At 61.9% G+C, this 15,417-nt stretch carries 14 protein-coding genes; 3 read left to right on the top strand and 11 right to left on the bottom strand.

The window, feature by feature from the left end; genetic code table 11:
• Position 1: 1 nt before the first annotated feature.
• From K7A42_RS21330 to mobB, 3 genes are read left to right on the top strand one after another with little or no spacing between them, the layout of a single operon-like run.
• A complete protein-coding gene (locus tag K7A42_RS21330) occupies positions 2-1,201 on the top strand; it encodes a multidrug effflux MFS transporter (protein WP_022556265.1) in 1,200 nt (399 codons plus the stop codon).
• Positions 1,198-1,824: a molybdenum cofactor guanylyltransferase MobA gene (mobA, locus tag K7A42_RS21335; RefSeq protein WP_282455809.1), complete on the top strand. Its 627-nt coding sequence runs from the start codon at positions 1,198-1,200 to the stop codon at positions 1,822-1,824. Before K7A42_RS21330 ends, mobA begins: the two co-directional genes overlap by 4 nt.
• Positions 1,821-2,336: a molybdopterin-guanine dinucleotide biosynthesis protein B gene (gene mobB / locus K7A42_RS21340; protein ID WP_035211513.1), complete on the top strand. Its 516-nt coding sequence runs from the start codon at positions 1,821-1,823 to the stop codon at positions 2,334-2,336. Before mobA ends, mobB begins: the two co-directional genes overlap by 4 nt.
• 289 nt (positions 2,337-2,625) lie before the next feature.
• Here mobB and K7A42_RS21345 read toward each other — a convergent pair whose 3' ends face one another.
• The 11 genes from K7A42_RS21345 to K7A42_RS21395 all read right to left on the bottom strand — a co-directional run bounded on the left by K7A42_RS21345 (position 2,626) and on the right by K7A42_RS21395 (position 15,387).
• On the bottom strand, positions 2,626-4,191 hold the full coding sequence (locus K7A42_RS21345; protein ID WP_167497151.1) for a LysM peptidoglycan-binding domain-containing M23 family metallopeptidase: 1,566 nt from the start codon (positions 4,189-4,191) through the stop codon (positions 2,626-2,628).
• A 345-nt stretch (positions 4,192-4,536) separates the two neighbouring features.
• Entirely contained in the window at positions 4,537-5,190 is a 654-nt protein-coding gene (locus K7A42_RS21350) for a protein-L-isoaspartate(D-aspartate) O-methyltransferase (protein WP_022556269.1), read from the bottom strand.
• Positions 5,187-5,957 (bottom strand): 5'/3'-nucleotidase SurE, encoded by a 771-nt coding sequence (gene surE / locus K7A42_RS21355; protein WP_004442133.1) that lies wholly within the window; start codon positions 5,955-5,957, stop codon positions 5,187-5,189. Before surE ends, K7A42_RS21350 begins: the two co-directional genes overlap by 4 nt.
• 173 nt (positions 5,958-6,130) lie before the next feature.
• A complete protein-coding gene (gene serS / locus K7A42_RS21360; RefSeq protein WP_112765867.1) occupies positions 6,131-7,414 on the bottom strand; it encodes a serine--tRNA ligase in 1,284 nt (427 codons plus the stop codon).
• Positions 7,415-7,515: 101 nt separating this feature from the next.
• On the bottom strand, positions 7,516-8,319 hold the full coding sequence (tatC, locus tag K7A42_RS21365) for a twin-arginine translocase subunit TatC (protein ID WP_022556270.1): 804 nt from the start codon (positions 8,317-8,319) through the stop codon (positions 7,516-7,518).
• Positions 8,316-9,062, bottom strand: coding sequence for a Sec-independent protein translocase protein TatB (gene tatB, locus K7A42_RS21370; protein ID WP_282455810.1), 747 nt, complete (start codon positions 9,060-9,062; stop codon positions 8,316-8,318). The genes tatC and tatB overlap by 4 nt, the downstream gene beginning before the upstream one ends.
• Positions 9,063-9,118: 56 nt before the next feature.
• Positions 9,119-9,325, bottom strand: a complete 207-nt coding sequence (locus K7A42_RS21375) for a twin-arginine translocase TatA/TatE family subunit (RefSeq protein WP_003509722.1) — start codon at positions 9,323-9,325, stop codon at positions 9,119-9,121.
• 130 nt (positions 9,326-9,455) lie between these two features.
• On the bottom strand, positions 9,456-10,190 hold the full coding sequence (gene scpB / locus K7A42_RS21380; protein ID WP_282455811.1) for an SMC-Scp complex subunit ScpB: 735 nt from the start codon (positions 10,188-10,190) through the stop codon (positions 9,456-9,458).
• Positions 10,183-11,028, bottom strand: a complete 846-nt coding sequence (locus tag K7A42_RS21385; protein ID WP_034498970.1) for a segregation and condensation protein A — start codon at positions 11,026-11,028, stop codon at positions 10,183-10,185. The genes scpB and K7A42_RS21385 overlap by 8 nt, the downstream gene beginning before the upstream one ends.
• A gap of 55 nt (positions 11,029-11,083) precedes the next feature.
• Entirely contained in the window at positions 11,084-12,100 is a 1,017-nt protein-coding gene (gene nagZ, locus K7A42_RS21390) for a beta-N-acetylhexosaminidase (RefSeq protein ID WP_022556274.1), read from the bottom strand.
• A gap of 242 nt (positions 12,101-12,342) precedes the next feature.
• Complete coding sequence (locus tag K7A42_RS21395) at positions 12,343-15,387, bottom strand: SPOR domain-containing protein (RefSeq protein ID WP_282455812.1); 3,045 nt, start codon at positions 15,385-15,387, stop codon at positions 12,343-12,345.
• Positions 15,388-15,417 lie beyond the last annotated feature (30 nt).

Genomic DNA, 15,417 nt, shown 5'->3' on the forward strand with positions numbered 1-15,417 from the left:
CATGAACGGCGGCCGTTTTCTGGACAGAACCACCCCACCCCACATCATCACGCTGGTCGTCATCGCCGGTGTCGCGGCGCTGTGCATGAATGTGTTCCTGCCCTCGCTTGCGACGATGGCAGTGTATTTCGAGACCGATTACGCGGTGATGCAATTCGCCGTCTCGGGTTATCTCGCCGCCACCGCCTGCCTGCAGCTCGTCATCGGCCCGCTCTCCGACCTCTTCGGGCGCCGCCCCGTCATGCTCGCCAGCATCGCCGTCATGATCGTTGCGACGCTTGTGTGCATGCTGGCGCCCAATATCACTGTCTTCATGATCGGGCGCGTGGCGCAGGCGGCCGTCGTTTCCGGCTTCGTGCTCGCCCGCGCGATCGTGCGCGACATGGTGCCCATGGAACAGGCGGCCTCGATGATCGGCTATGTGACGATGGGCATGTCCGTGGTGCCGATGGTGGGGCCAACGGTTGGCGGCCTGCTCAATGACATCTCGGGCTGGCAATCGAGCTTCGCCCTCCTCTGCCTGCTTGGCCTCGGCATCCTGGCGCTCGCCTGGCTCGATCTCGGCGAAACCAACCACAACAGATCGGCAAGCTTCTCGCAGCAGTTCCATGCCTGGCCGGAACTTCTGCGCTCGCCGCTGTTCTGGGGTTACGCTCTGACCTCGACCTTCTCATCGGGCATGTTCTTCTCCTTTCTCGGCGGCGCGCCTTTTGTCGGCAGCGTGCTTTATGGGCTTTCGCCGGCCATGCTCGGCCTGCAATTCTTCTTCATGGCCAGCGGATACATGCTCGGCAACTTCATCTCCGGTCGTTATGCCAGCGAAATCGGCATCACCCGCATGATGCTGTCGGGCAATGTCATCGGCATTGCCGGCATCATCGCCGCCATCGCGCTGATCTCGGTCGGGGCGGAAAGCGCCTATGCGTTTTTTGTGCCGCTCGCCCTGATCGGCGTCGGCAACGGCGTGACGCTGCCCAGCGCCAATGCCGGCATGGTCAGCGTCCAGCCGCATCTGGCTGGCTCAGCATCCGGTCTCGGCGGCGCCATGACCATTGGCGGCGGCGCGGCACTCTCGGTTCTCGCCTCCTCGGTTCTTTCAAAAGAGGATGGAACCTGGCCGCTTCTTCTGGTGATGCTGGCGACCGGCCTTGTCGCCCTCCTCACCACCTATATCGTAAGGCTGCAGGAAAAGCGGGAATGACGGCCCCTTTTGAAATACCCGGCCTGGTACTCGCCGGCGGGCTTTCGCGGCGTATGGGCAGCAACAAGGCGATGGTGCAATTGGGCGATGCGCCTCTCATGTCCCATGTCATCAGCAGCATCACGCCGCAGGTCTGCGACGTCACCATCAATGCGGCCAATGGCTGGGCGGAAAGTTTCGGCCTGCCGCTGCTGCCCGATACGCTGAACGGCCATGCCGGTCCGCTCGCGGGCGTTCTGGCCGGCATGCGCCATTTCCAGCACCGCGGCGACGCGGTCAGCCACTTCCTGACTGCGCCCGCCGACAGCCCGTTTTTCCCTGACGATCTTGTGGTGCGGCTTTGCGAACACCTGTCGGACAATGCAATCGTAATTGCCGCCTCAAGCGGCCAGCTTCATCCGGTCTTTGCGTTGTGGCCGGTCGCTCTCGCCGATGATCTCGAGGCATGGCTGAAGAACGATGCCAACCGGCGCATCCGCGCTTATCTTGCCCGGCATGTCACCATTGGGGTTGCTTTTGCGCCGCTGGAAACGGCAAAGGGCAGCCTCGATCCGTTCTTCAACATCAACACGCCGGATGAGCTTGCACTGGCGCGCAGCTATCTGGAGAGCATGGAAGCATGACGGCACAAAAGGTCTTCGGCATCGCCGGCTGGAAGAACTCGGGCAAAACTGGTCTTGCCGTGCGCATCGTCACCGAACTGACGGCGCGCGGCTACCGTGTCTCCACCATCAAGCACGCCCATCACGATTTCGATATTGACAAGGTCGGCGCCGATAGCTGGCGTCACCGGCAGGCCGGCGCGCACGAGGTCACCATCGTTTCCGGCACCCGCTTTGCCATCATGCATGAATTGCGCGGCGAACCGGAGCCCTCCTTCGAAGACATCCTCTCCCGCCTCGCGCCGTGCGACCTGGTGCTGATCGAAGGTTATAAATACGAGCCGGTGCCGAAAATCGAAGCGCGCCGGGTTGAGGCGGCGAAAACGGAACCGCTGGCGCCGCTCGATCCGCATATCGTCGCCATTGCCGCCGATCACGCGGTGACGGACACGGCGCTTCCGGTTTTCGATCTCGACGATACCGGCGCGATTGCCGACTTCATCGAGACGACGGTGGGTCTGGTCAGGGGTTAGACACGTAGCGGCTCGACCTGACTTGGGCTGCATCCCCAAATCCGTCATACGGGCCTTGAGCCGGTATCCAGCCAGCCCAAGTCCTTGGGCTGAGGAGACTCATTCCGCCGCGCAGACGCGCGTCGACTGGATGCCGGATCGGTCCGGCATGACGGAGGAGAAAACCGCGAGAAACCAATACCCACTAAGCCCGAAGCACCCATTCCAGAACTTTTTCCGCACGCATCACCCCATAAAATGAAAAAGCCGGGCTCATCACCCGGCTTCATCATTCCTTGAGACGCAATACCTATTCAAGGAAAGTGGATGGGTTCACCGGCGTCGCATCCTTGCGAACTTCGAAGTGAACCTGCGGACGTTTGGCGCTGCCGGTCATGCCCGAGGTGGCGATGGTCTGGCCGCGCTGAACCTTCTGGCCACGCTGCACGTCGAGATTGGCAGCGTTGCCATATACCGTGACCTTGCCGTCGTCATGGCGGACAAGAACTGTGTTGCCGAGCTGCTTCAGGCCATTGCCGGCATAGATGACGACACCGTTTTCAGCGGCCTTGATCGGCGTGCCCTCGGGAACCGAAATGTTGATGCCGTCGTTGCGGCTGCCTTCGACATTGTCACCGAAATTATTGATGACCGCGCCGCGCACCGGCCAGCGATATTTGCCGATGCCGGTGGATTCCGGTGCGACGGACGCCATGTCGGCCTTTTTCTCGATATCGCTGACACTGGCGGTGGCCGGAGTTGCGGGCGCAGCCGGAGCGGCGGCTGCTGCCGGCGCCTTATAGGGCTCCGGCTTGACGGATGCGGTTTCGACGGGCTTTGCGGCTTCCTTGGCGGGAACGGAAGCGGTCTTGATGGCATCCGTCGAAGCACCCGGCATGTTGAGCGTCTGGCCGACGCGGATGCTTTCGTTGCCGAGACCGTTTGCCGCCTTGAGAGCAGCCACCGACACGCCGTTTGCACGGGCGATCTTGGCGAGGCTGTCGCCCGGCTGAACCTTGTAGCCACCAGAAGGCGGCAGCGGCTTGCCGCCCGGAGGCGTCAGTTTGCCAGCTTCAGCAGAAACCTTGTCACGGGCGGCGGCCTGCGACGGCAGCACGGCCACGTTTCCATCCGGCGCACGCAGCGGTGTCGGCTGGTCGCCATTGCGGTTGAGCGCAATGTCTCCGGCGGCATCCTTGGCGGCGTTGCGGACCTGGCCGAACTTCGGAATGAGGATCGACTGGCCGGCCTGCGCGGCGGAAGCGGTCTTCAGGCCGTTGACCCGCAGCAGTTCCTTTTCCGGAACGCCGTAGCGGTTGGAGAGGGTCGCGATGCTTTCGCCGGGACGCAGGGTCACGGAGGCGGCGCCATCGGTGTGCCAGCCGTTTTTGTCGGAACGAACGGTCGCGGTGGTCAGGTTGTCAGCGGCGGGTGCGGCAGCCTGCCGTGCGGGCGCTGCCAGAGACGGCGCGGCCTTGGGCTGGGCGGACGGGAAAGGCTGGGCCATGGCTTCGTTGCGGGTCGACGGATCGCGGCTTGCCACGGCTGTCGGCGCGGACAGCTCGGAACGCTGCACCGGCGAGGCCGAGGCACGGGCCGTGGACGGCTGAACGCCACCGTAACCACCCGATTGCTGCGGATAGGAATTGCCGGCCGTGTTCTGGTTGGCATAACCTCCCTGTGGCGCGGCAGAGGCGTAACCGCCATTCATGTCGCCCTGCGGAACCGGGGCCTGCCCGTAAGCACCGCCGCCCTGACGGGCAGGAATTGACGCCGTGGTCATCTGATCCGGTCCACTGGAAAAGAGGCCGCTGAACCGCGTTGCATCCGAGCTACAGCCCGTTGCGACGCTTGCCAGCAATGCCGCTGCGAACATTTTTGCGACTGATTTTCCGATTTTAGACGAATGTCTCATACGCATGACTCGATCTACACTGACGCCAACCCGCCGCATCGAGATCGATCCGGCACAAATTTCAATTCTTGCAAGGCCCATTTCCCGAGGTGGGGAAAACCATGCGTCGATGTTTATGATTAAAGCGCGTTAGTGTTACCACGCCGTTAAAACGTTAAGCCGTTTGGCGCTTTTTTGACACTTCGATAACCATGACGAAGACAGGATGCGCCATGACGAAACAATAAAATCTCTTAAAATCAGATGTTTGCGAAAATTCAGAACATTAGGAGACCAAAATACAATGTCTCGAAAATTTTCATTTTGTCACAAATGACGCGCAATATGGGTGCTGAGCGGCAGGTAGGGCGCCTCGAACAGTTCTTCCTTCTCGAAGCGGCTGCCGGTCTTGGAAAAGCGCGTCATCACGCAGCGATCACCTTCAACGATGATCGGCGCGATCATCATGCCGCCGGAAACGATCTGCTCGGCAAAGAAACGGGGCATGGTGGTGAAGGCCGCCGTGGAAACGATTCGGTCAAAAGTGCCCTCACCCACCAGGCCGTTGCTGCCATCCGCCTGGCGGATGACGACGTTGCGGATTGCAAGATCATCGAGACAGTTCTGCGCCTGCTGCACCAGCGTCTTGTACCGCTCCAGCGAAAAGACGCGCTCCACCCGGCGGGCAATGATCGCCGTCATGAAACCGCTGCCGGTACCGATTTCCAGCACGCGCTGGCCGGGTTTCAGCTGCAGGCGGGCAAGGATTTTCACCGCCATGTCGGCCCCTTCCATGAAGGAACCGCAGTCGATCGGGATGGTGCGGCTGGAATAGGCGTCGGCGGCAAATTGCGGCGGCACGAATTTGGATCGTGGCGTCTGCTCAACCGCCGTCAGCAGGTCGAGATCGGAAATCCCCTCGCCCCGCAAGCGCAGAACGAGAGCTGCAAAACCTTCCTTTTCGACCATGGCAGATTTCAATCGGCGACTCCGAATCCAAGCGCTTGCGCAACCCGATCCTTCACCGTGTAATCCGTCAGGTCAAGCTTCAGCGGCGTGACGGAAATCTTGCCATGCTTTAAGGCGTGGATATCGGTGCCTTCGCGGAAGGTGCCCATGCGTTCGCCGAAACGCAGCCAGTAATAGGGAAAACCGCGGCCATCCTGGCGTTCTTCCACCGTCAGGCCGAAATCGAGCTTGCCCTGCCCCGTGACGGACACGCCCTGCACATCCTTTGGCGCGCAATTGGGAAAATTGAGATTGAGGAAGGTGCCGTCAGGCAGATCGACATCGATGAGCTTGCGAATGAGATCGGGCGCATAGGTCTCGGCCACCTCCCACGGCACGACGCGGCCTTCGGCATGGCTGAAGGCCTGGCTGAGCGCAAAAGACCGCACGCCCTGCAGCGTGCCTTCAATGGCCCCGGCAATCGTACCGGAATAGGTCACGTCATCGGCCATGTTGGCGCCGGCATTGACACCTGACAGTACGAGATCCGGCTTTTCCGGCAGAACCTCGCGAATGCCCATGATAACGCAATCAGTCGGCGTGCCGCGCAGAGCGAAATGCTTGTCGGAAACCTTGCGAAGACGCAACGGCTCGGACAGCGTCAGGGAGTGAGCAAGCCCGCTCTGGTCTGTCTCCGGCGCGACGATCCAGACGTCGTCGGAGAGCGTGCGAGCGATACGCTCCAGCACGGCCAGCCCTTCGGCGTGGATACCGTCGTCGTTTGTCAGCAAAATCCGCATGTTTTCCTCCCGCTCTTCATTTTGCTCAGGCAGAACACTCCCCGAACCGTCATCCCGGCCTTGAGCCGGGATCCAGTCGACGCGTGTCTGCGCCACGGGAATAGTCCTTTTCAGCCCAACGACTTGGGCTGGATGGATGCCGGATCAAGTCCGGCATGTCGGCATCTTTGAAATCAAGCCGCCTTTTCGATCCGCGTCAGACCGCCCATATAGGGCAGCAGCACATCAGGAATTGTGACAGAGCCATCGTCGTTCAGGTAATTTTCGAGTACGGCGATCAGGCAACGGCCGACAGCCGTGCCGGAACCGTTCAGCGTGTGCACGAACTTCGTCGCCTTGTCGTCCTTGCCGCGATAGCGCGCATTCATGCGGCGCGCCTGGAAATCGCCGCAGACCGAGCAGGACGAGATTTCGCGATAGGTATTCTGACCGGGCAGCCACACTTCCAGATCGTAGGTCTTGCGCGCGCCAAAGCCCATGTCACCGGTGCAGAGCGTCATGGTGCGGAAATGCAGGCCCAGCCGCTTCAGCACCTCCTCGGCGCATGCCGTCATGCGCTCATGCTCGGCGACAGCGCTTTCCGCGTCGGTGATGGAGACGAGCTCGCACTTCCAGAACTGGTGCTGGCGCAACATGCCGCGCGTGTCACGGCCTGCCGAACCCGCTTCCGAGCGGAAGGACGGTGTGAGTGCGGTGAAACGCAGGGGCAGCTTTTCCTGCTCGAGGATTTCGCCGGCCACGAGGTTGGTCAGGGTCACCTCCGCCGTCGGGATCAGCCAGCGGCCATCGGTGGTCTTGAACAGGTCCTCGGAGAATTTCGGCAATTGCCCGGTGCCGAACATCGCCTCGTCGCGCACCATCAGCGGCGAGGAAACTTCGGTATAGCCATGTTCCGAGGTGTGCAGGTCGATCATGAACTGGCCGAGCGCCCGCTCCAGCCGCGCGAGCTGGCTGGTGAGAACGGTGAAACGCGAACCCGAAAGTTTGGCGGCCCGCTCGAAATCCATATAACCAAGCGCTTCGCCGATTTCGAAATGTTCCTTGGCCTCATGGTTCCAGCCGGGCTTCTGGCCGACGACGCGGGTCACCACATTGTCATGCTCGTCCTTGCCATCGGGCACATCGTCGAAGGGCATGTTTGGCAGGCGCGACAGGGCGTCGTTCAACTCGGCGGTGACCTGACGGTCTTCCTCCTCGGCGCGCGGCATCTTGTCCTTGAGGTCGGCGACCTCGGCTTTAAGTTTTTCCGCAAGCTCCATGTTCTTCTGCGCCATGGCGGCGCCGATTTCCTTGGAGGCGGCATTGCGGCGGGACTGCATGTCCTGCAGGGACTGGATGACGGAACGGCGCTTTTCATCGAGCGCGATCAGACCTGCGGCCGCAGGCTCCGCGCCACGGCGTGCGAGCGCCGCGTCAAAAGCTTCGGGGTTTTCACGTATCCATTTAATGTCGTGCATCGTCGTTCCAGACCGTTGTTGCATCACCGATGTTTTACAGCAAAACGCCGGGCAGAAGCCCGGCGCGAGGAGATGTCTTGAGCGGCGAGACCTTCGAAAACTCAGGTCTCCTCCAGCTCCGTGCTTGCGGATTCCGCAGCGCGCTTCCTCTCCACGAGTCGAGCCATGTAGATGGAAATCTCGTAGAGAATGATCGCAGGCAGTGCAAGACCGATCTGGGACATCGGGTCCGGCGGGGTCAGCACGGCGGCGACCACAAAGGCCATGACAATCGCGAACTTGCGCTTCTCACGCAGCCAGTCGCTGGTCAGAAGGCCCACGCGCGCCAGAAGCGTCGTGACAACGGGCAGCTGGAACACCAGGCCGAAGGACAGCACCAGCGTCATGATGAGGCTCAGATATTCCGACACCTTCGGCATCAGCGAAATCGCAACCTCGCCATCTTCTGGCAATTGCTGCATGGCAAGGAAGAACCACATGACCATGGGCGTGAAGAAGAAATAGACGAGCGCTGCTCCGATGAGGAACAGGATCGGCGATGCGACGAGGAAGGGCAGGAAAGCGGCGCGCTCGTTCTTGTAGAGGCCGGGTGCCACGAATTTATAAAGCTGCGAGGCGATCACCGGAAAGGAGATGACCATCGCGCCAAACATGGCGACCTTGATCTGCGTGAAGAAGAATTCCTGCGGCGCGGTATAGATCAGCGACGACTTCGTCACATCAAGGCCAGCCCAGAGAACCGCCCACTTATAGGGAATGACAAGCAGGTTGAAGAGATGCTTGGCAACGGCAAAACAGGCGATGAAGGCAACGAAGAACGCACCCAGCGACCAAATCAGCCGTGTGCGCAGTTCCATCAGATGTTCGATAAGCGGCTGCGGCTTGTCCTCGATGTCCCCGCTCATGCTTCATCCTTTTTGGGCTTTGCAGCCTTGGTTCTCGCCGGCTTCACCGGCTTGGCATCGGCGGCCACGACAGGCTTTTCAGCCGCGACCTTCCTGGCGGCCGCTTTTCTCGCGACGGCTTTTACGGTCGGCTTTGCTGCTGAAGTCTCCGTGGAATTGACAGCAACGGGTTCGGACGCCGCGACCGCTTTGGCGCGGCTGGCGCGTTTCGGCCTGGCGGCAACCGCTTCCGCCTCGACGGTCGCAATCGATTTAGCCCGGGCACGCTTCGGCTTTTCCGCCGGCGCGACCGGTGCCGCAACGGGGGCGCTGGCAGTCACGGGCGGGGTATTCGGCAGCTTCATCTCAGGCTCGGGAATGCTGACGAGCGGTGCAACCGGCTCACTGGTCGCCGGTGCGGCGGTCGACGTAGCAGGCGAGGATGACAGGCCCTCAGGCGGCGTGGTCGCCTTCTGAAGATCGGACTTGATCTCGTTGCCGAGCTGGCGAAGCGGGTTCATCGCATCACGCAGCGAGTTGGTCGGGTTGAGATTGCGGACATCCGATATGGTCTGGCGCACATCGTCCATGTCGGCCTCTTTGAGAGCCTCATCGAACTGGGTACGGAAATCCCCCGCCATCTTGCGAAGGCCAGCCATGGTCTTGCCAAAGGCGCGGATCATGGGCGGCAAGTCTTTCGGCCCGACAACCACGATCAGTACGACCGCAATCACCAGCAGCTCGCTCCAGCCGATATCAAACATCAATATGCTCCCGAGACCCTAACGCGCGTCAGTCTCAAACCAAACGGCAGGGCCGCTTACTTGATCTCGTCAGCCTTGTGGTCGACGGTCTTCGTGTTGGCATCGGCCGGCGGCGGCGTCTGGTCTTCGTCAGCCATGCCCTTCTTGAAGCTCTTGATGCCCTTGGCGACATCGCCCATCAATTCCGGGATCTTGCCGCGTCCGAAAAGGACGAGAACAATCACCAGCACGATGAGCCAATGCCACACACTAAAAGAACCCATAACTGAAACTCCTGAATTTCGCTTTCAGACGATGTAAGACGTTTGAAAGGCTTTTTCAAACAACAAATTGCCGCTTCAACAGGGTGTGAGCATAAAGTTTTTGCGTCGTGTCGCCCGCGCGATAACGATCTCAATCGTCGCCGTCGCCACCACTAGGCGCAAGCAGGCCCAGCTCTTCCAGATCAAGTTGCGTGATCGGGTCTTCATCCTCACGCAATTCGTCACTCATCATCGGCAGGGGCACGCCGAAATTGGAAGGTATGCGGCCGGAAAGCAGCCCTGCTCCCTTCAGCTCCTCGAGCCCCGGCAGGTCGCGCAATTCCTCGAGGCCGAAATGGTCGAGAAACTCAACCGTGGTACCGATCGTCACCGGCCTGCCGGGTGTGCGCCTGCGGCCACGGAACCGGACCCAGCCCGCCTCCATCAAGACGTCAAGCGTGCCGCGTGAGGTCTGAACACCGCGGATTTCCTCGATTTCAGCGCGTGTCACCGGCTGATGATATGCGATGATCGCCAGGACTTCCAGCGCCGCGCGAGAGAGCTTCTTGGGTTCCTTTTCCTCGGCGCGGATGACGAAAGAAAGATCGCCGGCAGTGCGGAAAGCCCATTGCCCGCCCACCTGCACGAGATTGACGCCCCGGCCCGCATAGGCGGCTTTCAGATGCTGAAGAACGGCGTCGACATCCATGCCGCGCGGCAGGCGCTCCGCAATGAAACCCGGAGAGACGGGCTCGGCCGAGGCGAAAACCAAAGCCTCGGCGATCCGCTCGGCCTCTTTCAACTGGCGCTCGGAAAATACCGTGGGTTCTAGTCCCACCCCATCCGTCGCGATCGTCGCCTCGGCTGTCTCATCATTGTCAGTCATTGTCAGTCCTCTCGGCGACCGCCGCACGATCATCCCTCGTGCCACGGCGCATATAGATGGGCTGGAAAGCGCCCTCCTGCCGGATTTGCAGCGTACCCTCGCGCACAAGTTCCAGTGACGCGGCAAAGGCGCTGGCGATCGCCGTCACCCGCATCGCGGGATCGGGGACATATTGCAGCAGATATTGATCGAGCGCGGTCCATTCTCCGACATCGCCGAGGAGACCGGTTAAAAGCTCCCGCGCCTCGACCAGCGACCAGACCTGCCGTTTTTCAATGGTGACCTGGGTGATCGCCTGTCTCTGCCGCAGATTGGCGTAGGCGCTGAGCAGGTCATAAAGGCTCGCCTCGTAGGCAGAGCGGTTGATGTGCGGAATATGCTCCGGCGCGCCGCGGGCAAATACATCGCGGCCGAGCTGGGCGCGGTTGACGAGGCGTTCCGCCGCCTCGCGCATCGCTTCCAGCCGCTTCAGCCGGAAGGCAAGGGTTGCGGCCATTTCCTCACCCGAGGGGCCGTCATCCTTGGATTGCTGCGGAATGAGAAGCTTGGACTTGAGGAAGGCGAGCCACGCGGCCATGACCAGATAATCGGCCGCCAACTCGATACGCACGCGCCGCGCGCTTTCCACGAATTGCAGATATTGCTCGGCAAGCGCCAGCACTGAAATGCGCGACAGGTCCACCTTCTGCGTGCGGGCAAGATGCAGCAGGAGATCAAGCGGGCCTTCGAAACCCGCGACATCGATGACCAGTCCGGCCTCGCCCGTCAGCCGCTCCGGCGTCACATCCTGCCAGAGCTTGTCCATCGGTGTCGAATTGCGAGATTTGTCTGCGGCCATCGTTCCATCCGCCGGAGCTTCCGGCCTTGATCCCGAGTGAGCGGCCGCCCGACTGTCAGGAAACGGCCCACATGGCGTTGAATTCGGCTCTCAGTTCCGCTTCGTCGGATGGGTCCGCAGTCGGGAAACCCGCTTCAACTGCCCGCACCCGCTCCAGCGACCGGCCGGAAAGAACGGGAACCTCTTTCACAACCTCGAGCATTTCACCCATCACGCCGTTGCAATGCAAGACTATATCGCAGCCGCCAGCAACAATATTCGCAGCTCTTTCACCCAGCGTGCCCTTCAACGCGTTCATCGAACTGTCGTCGGACATCAGCAGGCCGTCAAATCCGATCCGCCCGCGAATAATCTCCTCGATCACCTTCGGTGATGTCGTCGCCGGCCGTTCGCGGTCGACGGCGTTGAACACCAGATGCGCGCTCATCGCCATCAATTCGCGGTTCAGTGCCCGGAAGGGCACGAAGTCATGCGCATCCAGCTCATCGAGCGGCACGTCGACCACCGGCAGTTCATGATGCGAATCCACCATGCCGCGACCATGACCCGGCATATGTTTCATGACAGGCAGCATGCCACCCGCCTTCAGCCCGTCGGCCGCCGCCTGCCCCATCTCGGCCACCATGGTCGGCGTATAGCCATAGGCACGGTTGCCGATGACATTGCTGGCGCCTTCCACCGGCACGTCGAGCACCGGCAGGCAATCGACATTGATGCCGAATTTCATCAGGTCAAACGCGTGCAGTCGCGACATCAGCCAGGCGGCACGCAGACCGGCACCCCGGTCGCGCTCATAGATTTCACCGAGAATGCGGGCATTCGGATAAGCCTGCAGGATCGGCGGCTTGATACGCTGAACCCGTCCGCCCTCCTGATCGATCAGCACCGGCGCATCTGCCCGCCCGACGGCATCGCGCATGGCGGCGACGAGATCGGTGATCTGCTGCGGCTCGCCAATATTGCGCCCGAACAGGATGAAACCCCAGGGCTGCTCATCGCGGTAAAGGGCAATCTCGTCGGCAGTCAGCGAAAGCCCGCTGCATCCGAGGATCATAGCTTTGCAATCGGTCATGGTGTCACGCCTGTCTGAGAACAAAAAGGGGTAAGGGAAGAATGGCCTTTAGCCACCGAGACTGCGGAGAGGTCCGGTAATTTCTCCGCGTCATCCTCGGGCTTGACCCGAGGATCCATTCCGGCGGCCGTGTATCCTCGGGTCAAGCCCGAGGATGACGTAGAGTTTGCCGGAAGGTCCGAATATGCCAAGGGCTGCCCCACTCGGCAGCCCTGATCGTTACGAAGCCTTATTGCCCGCTATCACCGCGCCACCAGGCAGCTGCCACCGGCCGAACGGAACTTTTCGCACAGCGCCACGGCTTCGTTCTTGTCACCGGCCGGGATACGGACGCGGTAGAAGGTGCCCTTGCCGACGATTTCGGCAGCCTTGATGTCGACGCCGCGTCCACCGATGACCGAGCCGAACTTGGCCGACATGTTCTGGTAGGACTTCTGCGCTTCCGCCTGGCTCGGCAGCGACGCGATCTGGATATAGTAGCCACCGGCGGACGGCGTGCCGGTCGCAGCCGGTGTAGCGGCTGCGGTCTGCTGCTGCGCAGCCTGCGGCTGAGCAGGCGCAGTCGTCGTCGGACGAACATTGCCCTGATTGGTCACCGTCGCCACGACGTTTGCGGGCTGCGAGGACGGACGTGTTGCCGGAAGCGGCGCGGCGGACTGCGCAGCCGGCTTGGTGGCGGCAGGCGTGTTGGCCTGCGGCTGAGCCTGTTCCGGCGCGACCGGAACCCGCGATGCGGCGATGACGGCGGGAGCGCCCTCACCCGGCTTGGCGGTCTGCGGCGCAGCAAGTTCCTCGACCTTGTCAGCCTTCGGCGGCTGGGCTGCCGGCACCTCGACTTCCTGTGCGACAAGCGTGCCGTCAGGCTTGACGATCATGGTGCGGACCTTGCGCGGGGAAACGCCGGTCGCGGCCGAACCTTCGTTCTGTGCGGCCTTTTCTTCCGGCGAAAGCAGGCGCGGATCCTCGGTCTCGCCAACCGGCGTGCCAGCGGCTTCCATATCGGCGTCGTTTTCGCCTTCCAGTGGCAATTGTTCGGGGATCAGAGTCCGCTGAACCACGTCCACGGGCTGTTCGTTGCTGGAAATCAGCGCCGGCTGCTTCGGATCGGCAGCACTGCCGCCGGCAACGCGATCATAAACCGCCTTGTCCTGATTGGGCACGACACGACCGCCCGGATTTTCCGGCACGACCTTCATCGGATCGTTATCGGCGGAGATGATGACCGGCGCGCCATTGGAACCGGTGCTCGACGAACCGCCGGAAACCAGCGCGTAAACACCGCCGCCGATCAGCACCAGGCCGATGGCAGCCGCAACCGGCATGATCCAGCGGCGACCGCCGCGTTCATCCTCGTCACGATAAGCAGCCTGATTGTCGACGTACGTATTTTCGGGCTCGCGAGGCGCATTGCCACGGGAAGCGGCAGCCTCCTGCATGGAGCGGCGGAAATCCTCTTCCAGCGCCCGTTCGAACTCGTCGGCCTCTTCCGGAGCCTGAACAGGACGAGCCTGGGCAGCTCCGCGGTTTTCCGCGTGCTTGTGGCGGTCGAGACCACCGGCAACAGCAGGAGCAAACAGCGTCGCAAGCTCGGTGTCGATGTCGAGGTCTTCCTCATGACGGCGGGGAGCCGGCTTCGGCTCGAAAACGCCAACCGGCAGTTCCGGTACATCCATCTCGACGATGGTTTCCGGATGCTCTTCCGTCTCACCGATCTGCGAGGGATCGAAAGGCAGGCTTTCCAGCGTCTGTGGCGCGACAGGATGGGGAGCGGCCGGGCGCGGCTGAACGGGAGCGGCAGCAACGGGTGCGGCGGCAACGGCAGCAACAGGTGCGACAACGGGCGCAGGCCGGGGCTGCGGTGCGGGCTGCACCTTCACCGGCTGCGGTGCGGGTGCCTGAACGGCCACCGGCGCGGCCGGATGCTGGCGAACCGGCTGCGGTGCAGGCGCTGGCGCGACCTCCGCTTCAGCGATGTCGGACAGATCCAGATCGAGATCGAGATCGTCAAGCGCAAGCTCGAAATCATCATCGTTGAAGCCGGCGAAATCAAGCTCCTCGGCGGGTGCTGCGGGCGCTGCATCGGCAACCGGCGCTGCCTTGACCGGAGCGGCAGTAACCACGGGCGGTTCAACCTTGGCAGCCTGCGCTGCGGGGACCGCCTGCACGAGCGGCGCCTCACCGCGACCGGGAATGGAATATTTCGCGACGTCGTAAATCAACTCGTCCATCGGCGAGAGATGTTTCGCCGCCGGCTTCTCGGCAGCCTCAACCGTCAGAGGCTCTGCGGCAGGCGTAAAGACCTCGGCGACCGAAGGCGTGAAGGATGGCGCGGTCTCTTCCGCCTGGACGACGGCAGGCACGGGAGCGGCTTCGACCTGCGGCTCTACCCGGGCCGCGGCAGGCTGCCGTTCGGAGCGCGGCTCAACCCGCTTCGGGTCGGCAGCCGAAACATCGCGGCGGGCGCCGAAATTGGCAAGCGGCAACCGCAGGCTCGAAAATTCCAGCGAAGACCGGCCGCCATGCGATGGCGGACGAACGGAAATCGGAGCAGGCGCCTGTTCGGCGACGGCGATTTCCACTTCATCGGCGAGATCGAGGCTCTGTGACTCCGGTGTAGCAGCATAAGCGGCGGCAGCAATATTGCTGGAGACATCTGCCGGAAGCTCCGGCATGGCGTGCCATTCCGGCTGGACGGGTTCCGCGGCCTGCGGCTCCTCCCATGCCACCTGTGAGGCAGCCTGCTCGTAGACCATCGGCTCGGCAGGACGCGCCTGGCGCGAATGCACATCGAAAACTTCAGCCACCGCGCCGGCATCATCGCGGAAATCCGCCCGGATATCCTGCGTGGGGGTTTCGACGTAATTGTGGATATAGGCCTCATTGACCTCTGGAAGCAGCTCTTCCGCTGCTTCGGGAGCGAATGTCACCTCTGGTTCCGGTTCAGCTGCCGGCGCAAGTTCGGGCTCGCGGCGAGCGAAAACGGATTCGACCCGCTGCATGAAATCGCTTGGATGGATGCCTGCACGAACATCGTTTGCCGGATCAAGAACGATCGGATCGGCATGCGGCGCATCGTAAACCTCGAATTCCCGAAGCAGCTCGTCCTCGAGATTAAATTCGGGTTCGCGGCGGGCAACCGGTGAGACAGCGCGTGGCGCAGCTTCGGAACCCGCATGCGAAGGACGATCTTCGAAGCCGACGATACGCGCCAGTTCTGCCAGAGGATCGTTGTCAGCGAAGCCTTCGGACCGGGCGTCCCGGTTATACGCGACATTTTTTTCGACCATTACGTGTTCCACCATCTACGCATTGCAGCT

Source organism: Agrobacterium sp. InxBP2 (assembly GCF_026191755.1).
GTDB classification, from domain to species: Bacteria; Pseudomonadota; Alphaproteobacteria; order Rhizobiales; family Rhizobiaceae; genus Agrobacterium; species Agrobacterium pusense.

Bases quoted from the DNA above. Each gene is read 5' to 3' on its own strand.
- K7A42_RS21330 (WP_022556265.1), top strand. From the start codon at position 2: ATGAACGGCGGCCGTTTTCTGGACAGAACCACCCCACCCCACATCATC.
- mobA (WP_282455809.1), top strand. From the start codon at position 1,198: ATGACGGCCCCTTTTGAAATACCCGGCCTGGTACTCGCCGGCGGGCTT.
- mobB (WP_035211513.1), top strand. From the start codon at position 1,821: ATGACGGCACAAAAGGTCTTCGGCATCGCCGGCTGGAAGAACTCGGGC.
- K7A42_RS21345 (WP_167497151.1), bottom strand. From the start codon at position 4,191: ATGTTCGCAGCGGCATTGCTGGCAAGCGTCGCAACGGGCTGTAGCTCG.
- surE (WP_004442133.1), bottom strand. From the start codon at position 5,957: ATGCGGATTTTGCTGACAAACGACGACGGTATCCACGCCGAAGGGCTG.
- serS (WP_112765867.1), bottom strand. From the start codon at position 7,414: ATGCACGACATTAAATGGATACGTGAAAACCCCGAAGCTTTTGACGCG.
- tatC (WP_022556270.1), bottom strand. From the start codon at position 8,319: ATGAGCGGGGACATCGAGGACAAGCCGCAGCCGCTTATCGAACATCTG.
- tatB (WP_282455810.1), bottom strand. From the start codon at position 9,062: ATGTTTGATATCGGCTGGAGCGAGCTGCTGGTGATTGCGGTCGTACTG.
- K7A42_RS21375 (WP_003509722.1), bottom strand. From the start codon at position 9,325: ATGGGTTCTTTTAGTGTGTGGCATTGGCTCATCGTGCTGGTGATTGTT.
- scpB (WP_282455811.1), bottom strand. From the start codon at position 10,190: ATGACTGACAATGATGAGACAGCCGAGGCGACGATCGCGACGGATGGG.
- K7A42_RS21385 (WP_034498970.1), bottom strand. From the start codon at position 11,028: ATGGCCGCAGACAAATCTCGCAATTCGACACCGATGGACAAGCTCTGG.
- nagZ (WP_022556274.1), bottom strand. From the start codon at position 12,100: ATGACCGATTGCAAAGCTATGATCCTCGGATGCAGCGGGCTTTCGCTG.
- K7A42_RS21395 (WP_282455812.1), bottom strand. From the start codon at position 15,387: ATGGTCGAAAAAAATGTCGCGTATAACCGGGACGCCCGGTCCGAAGGC.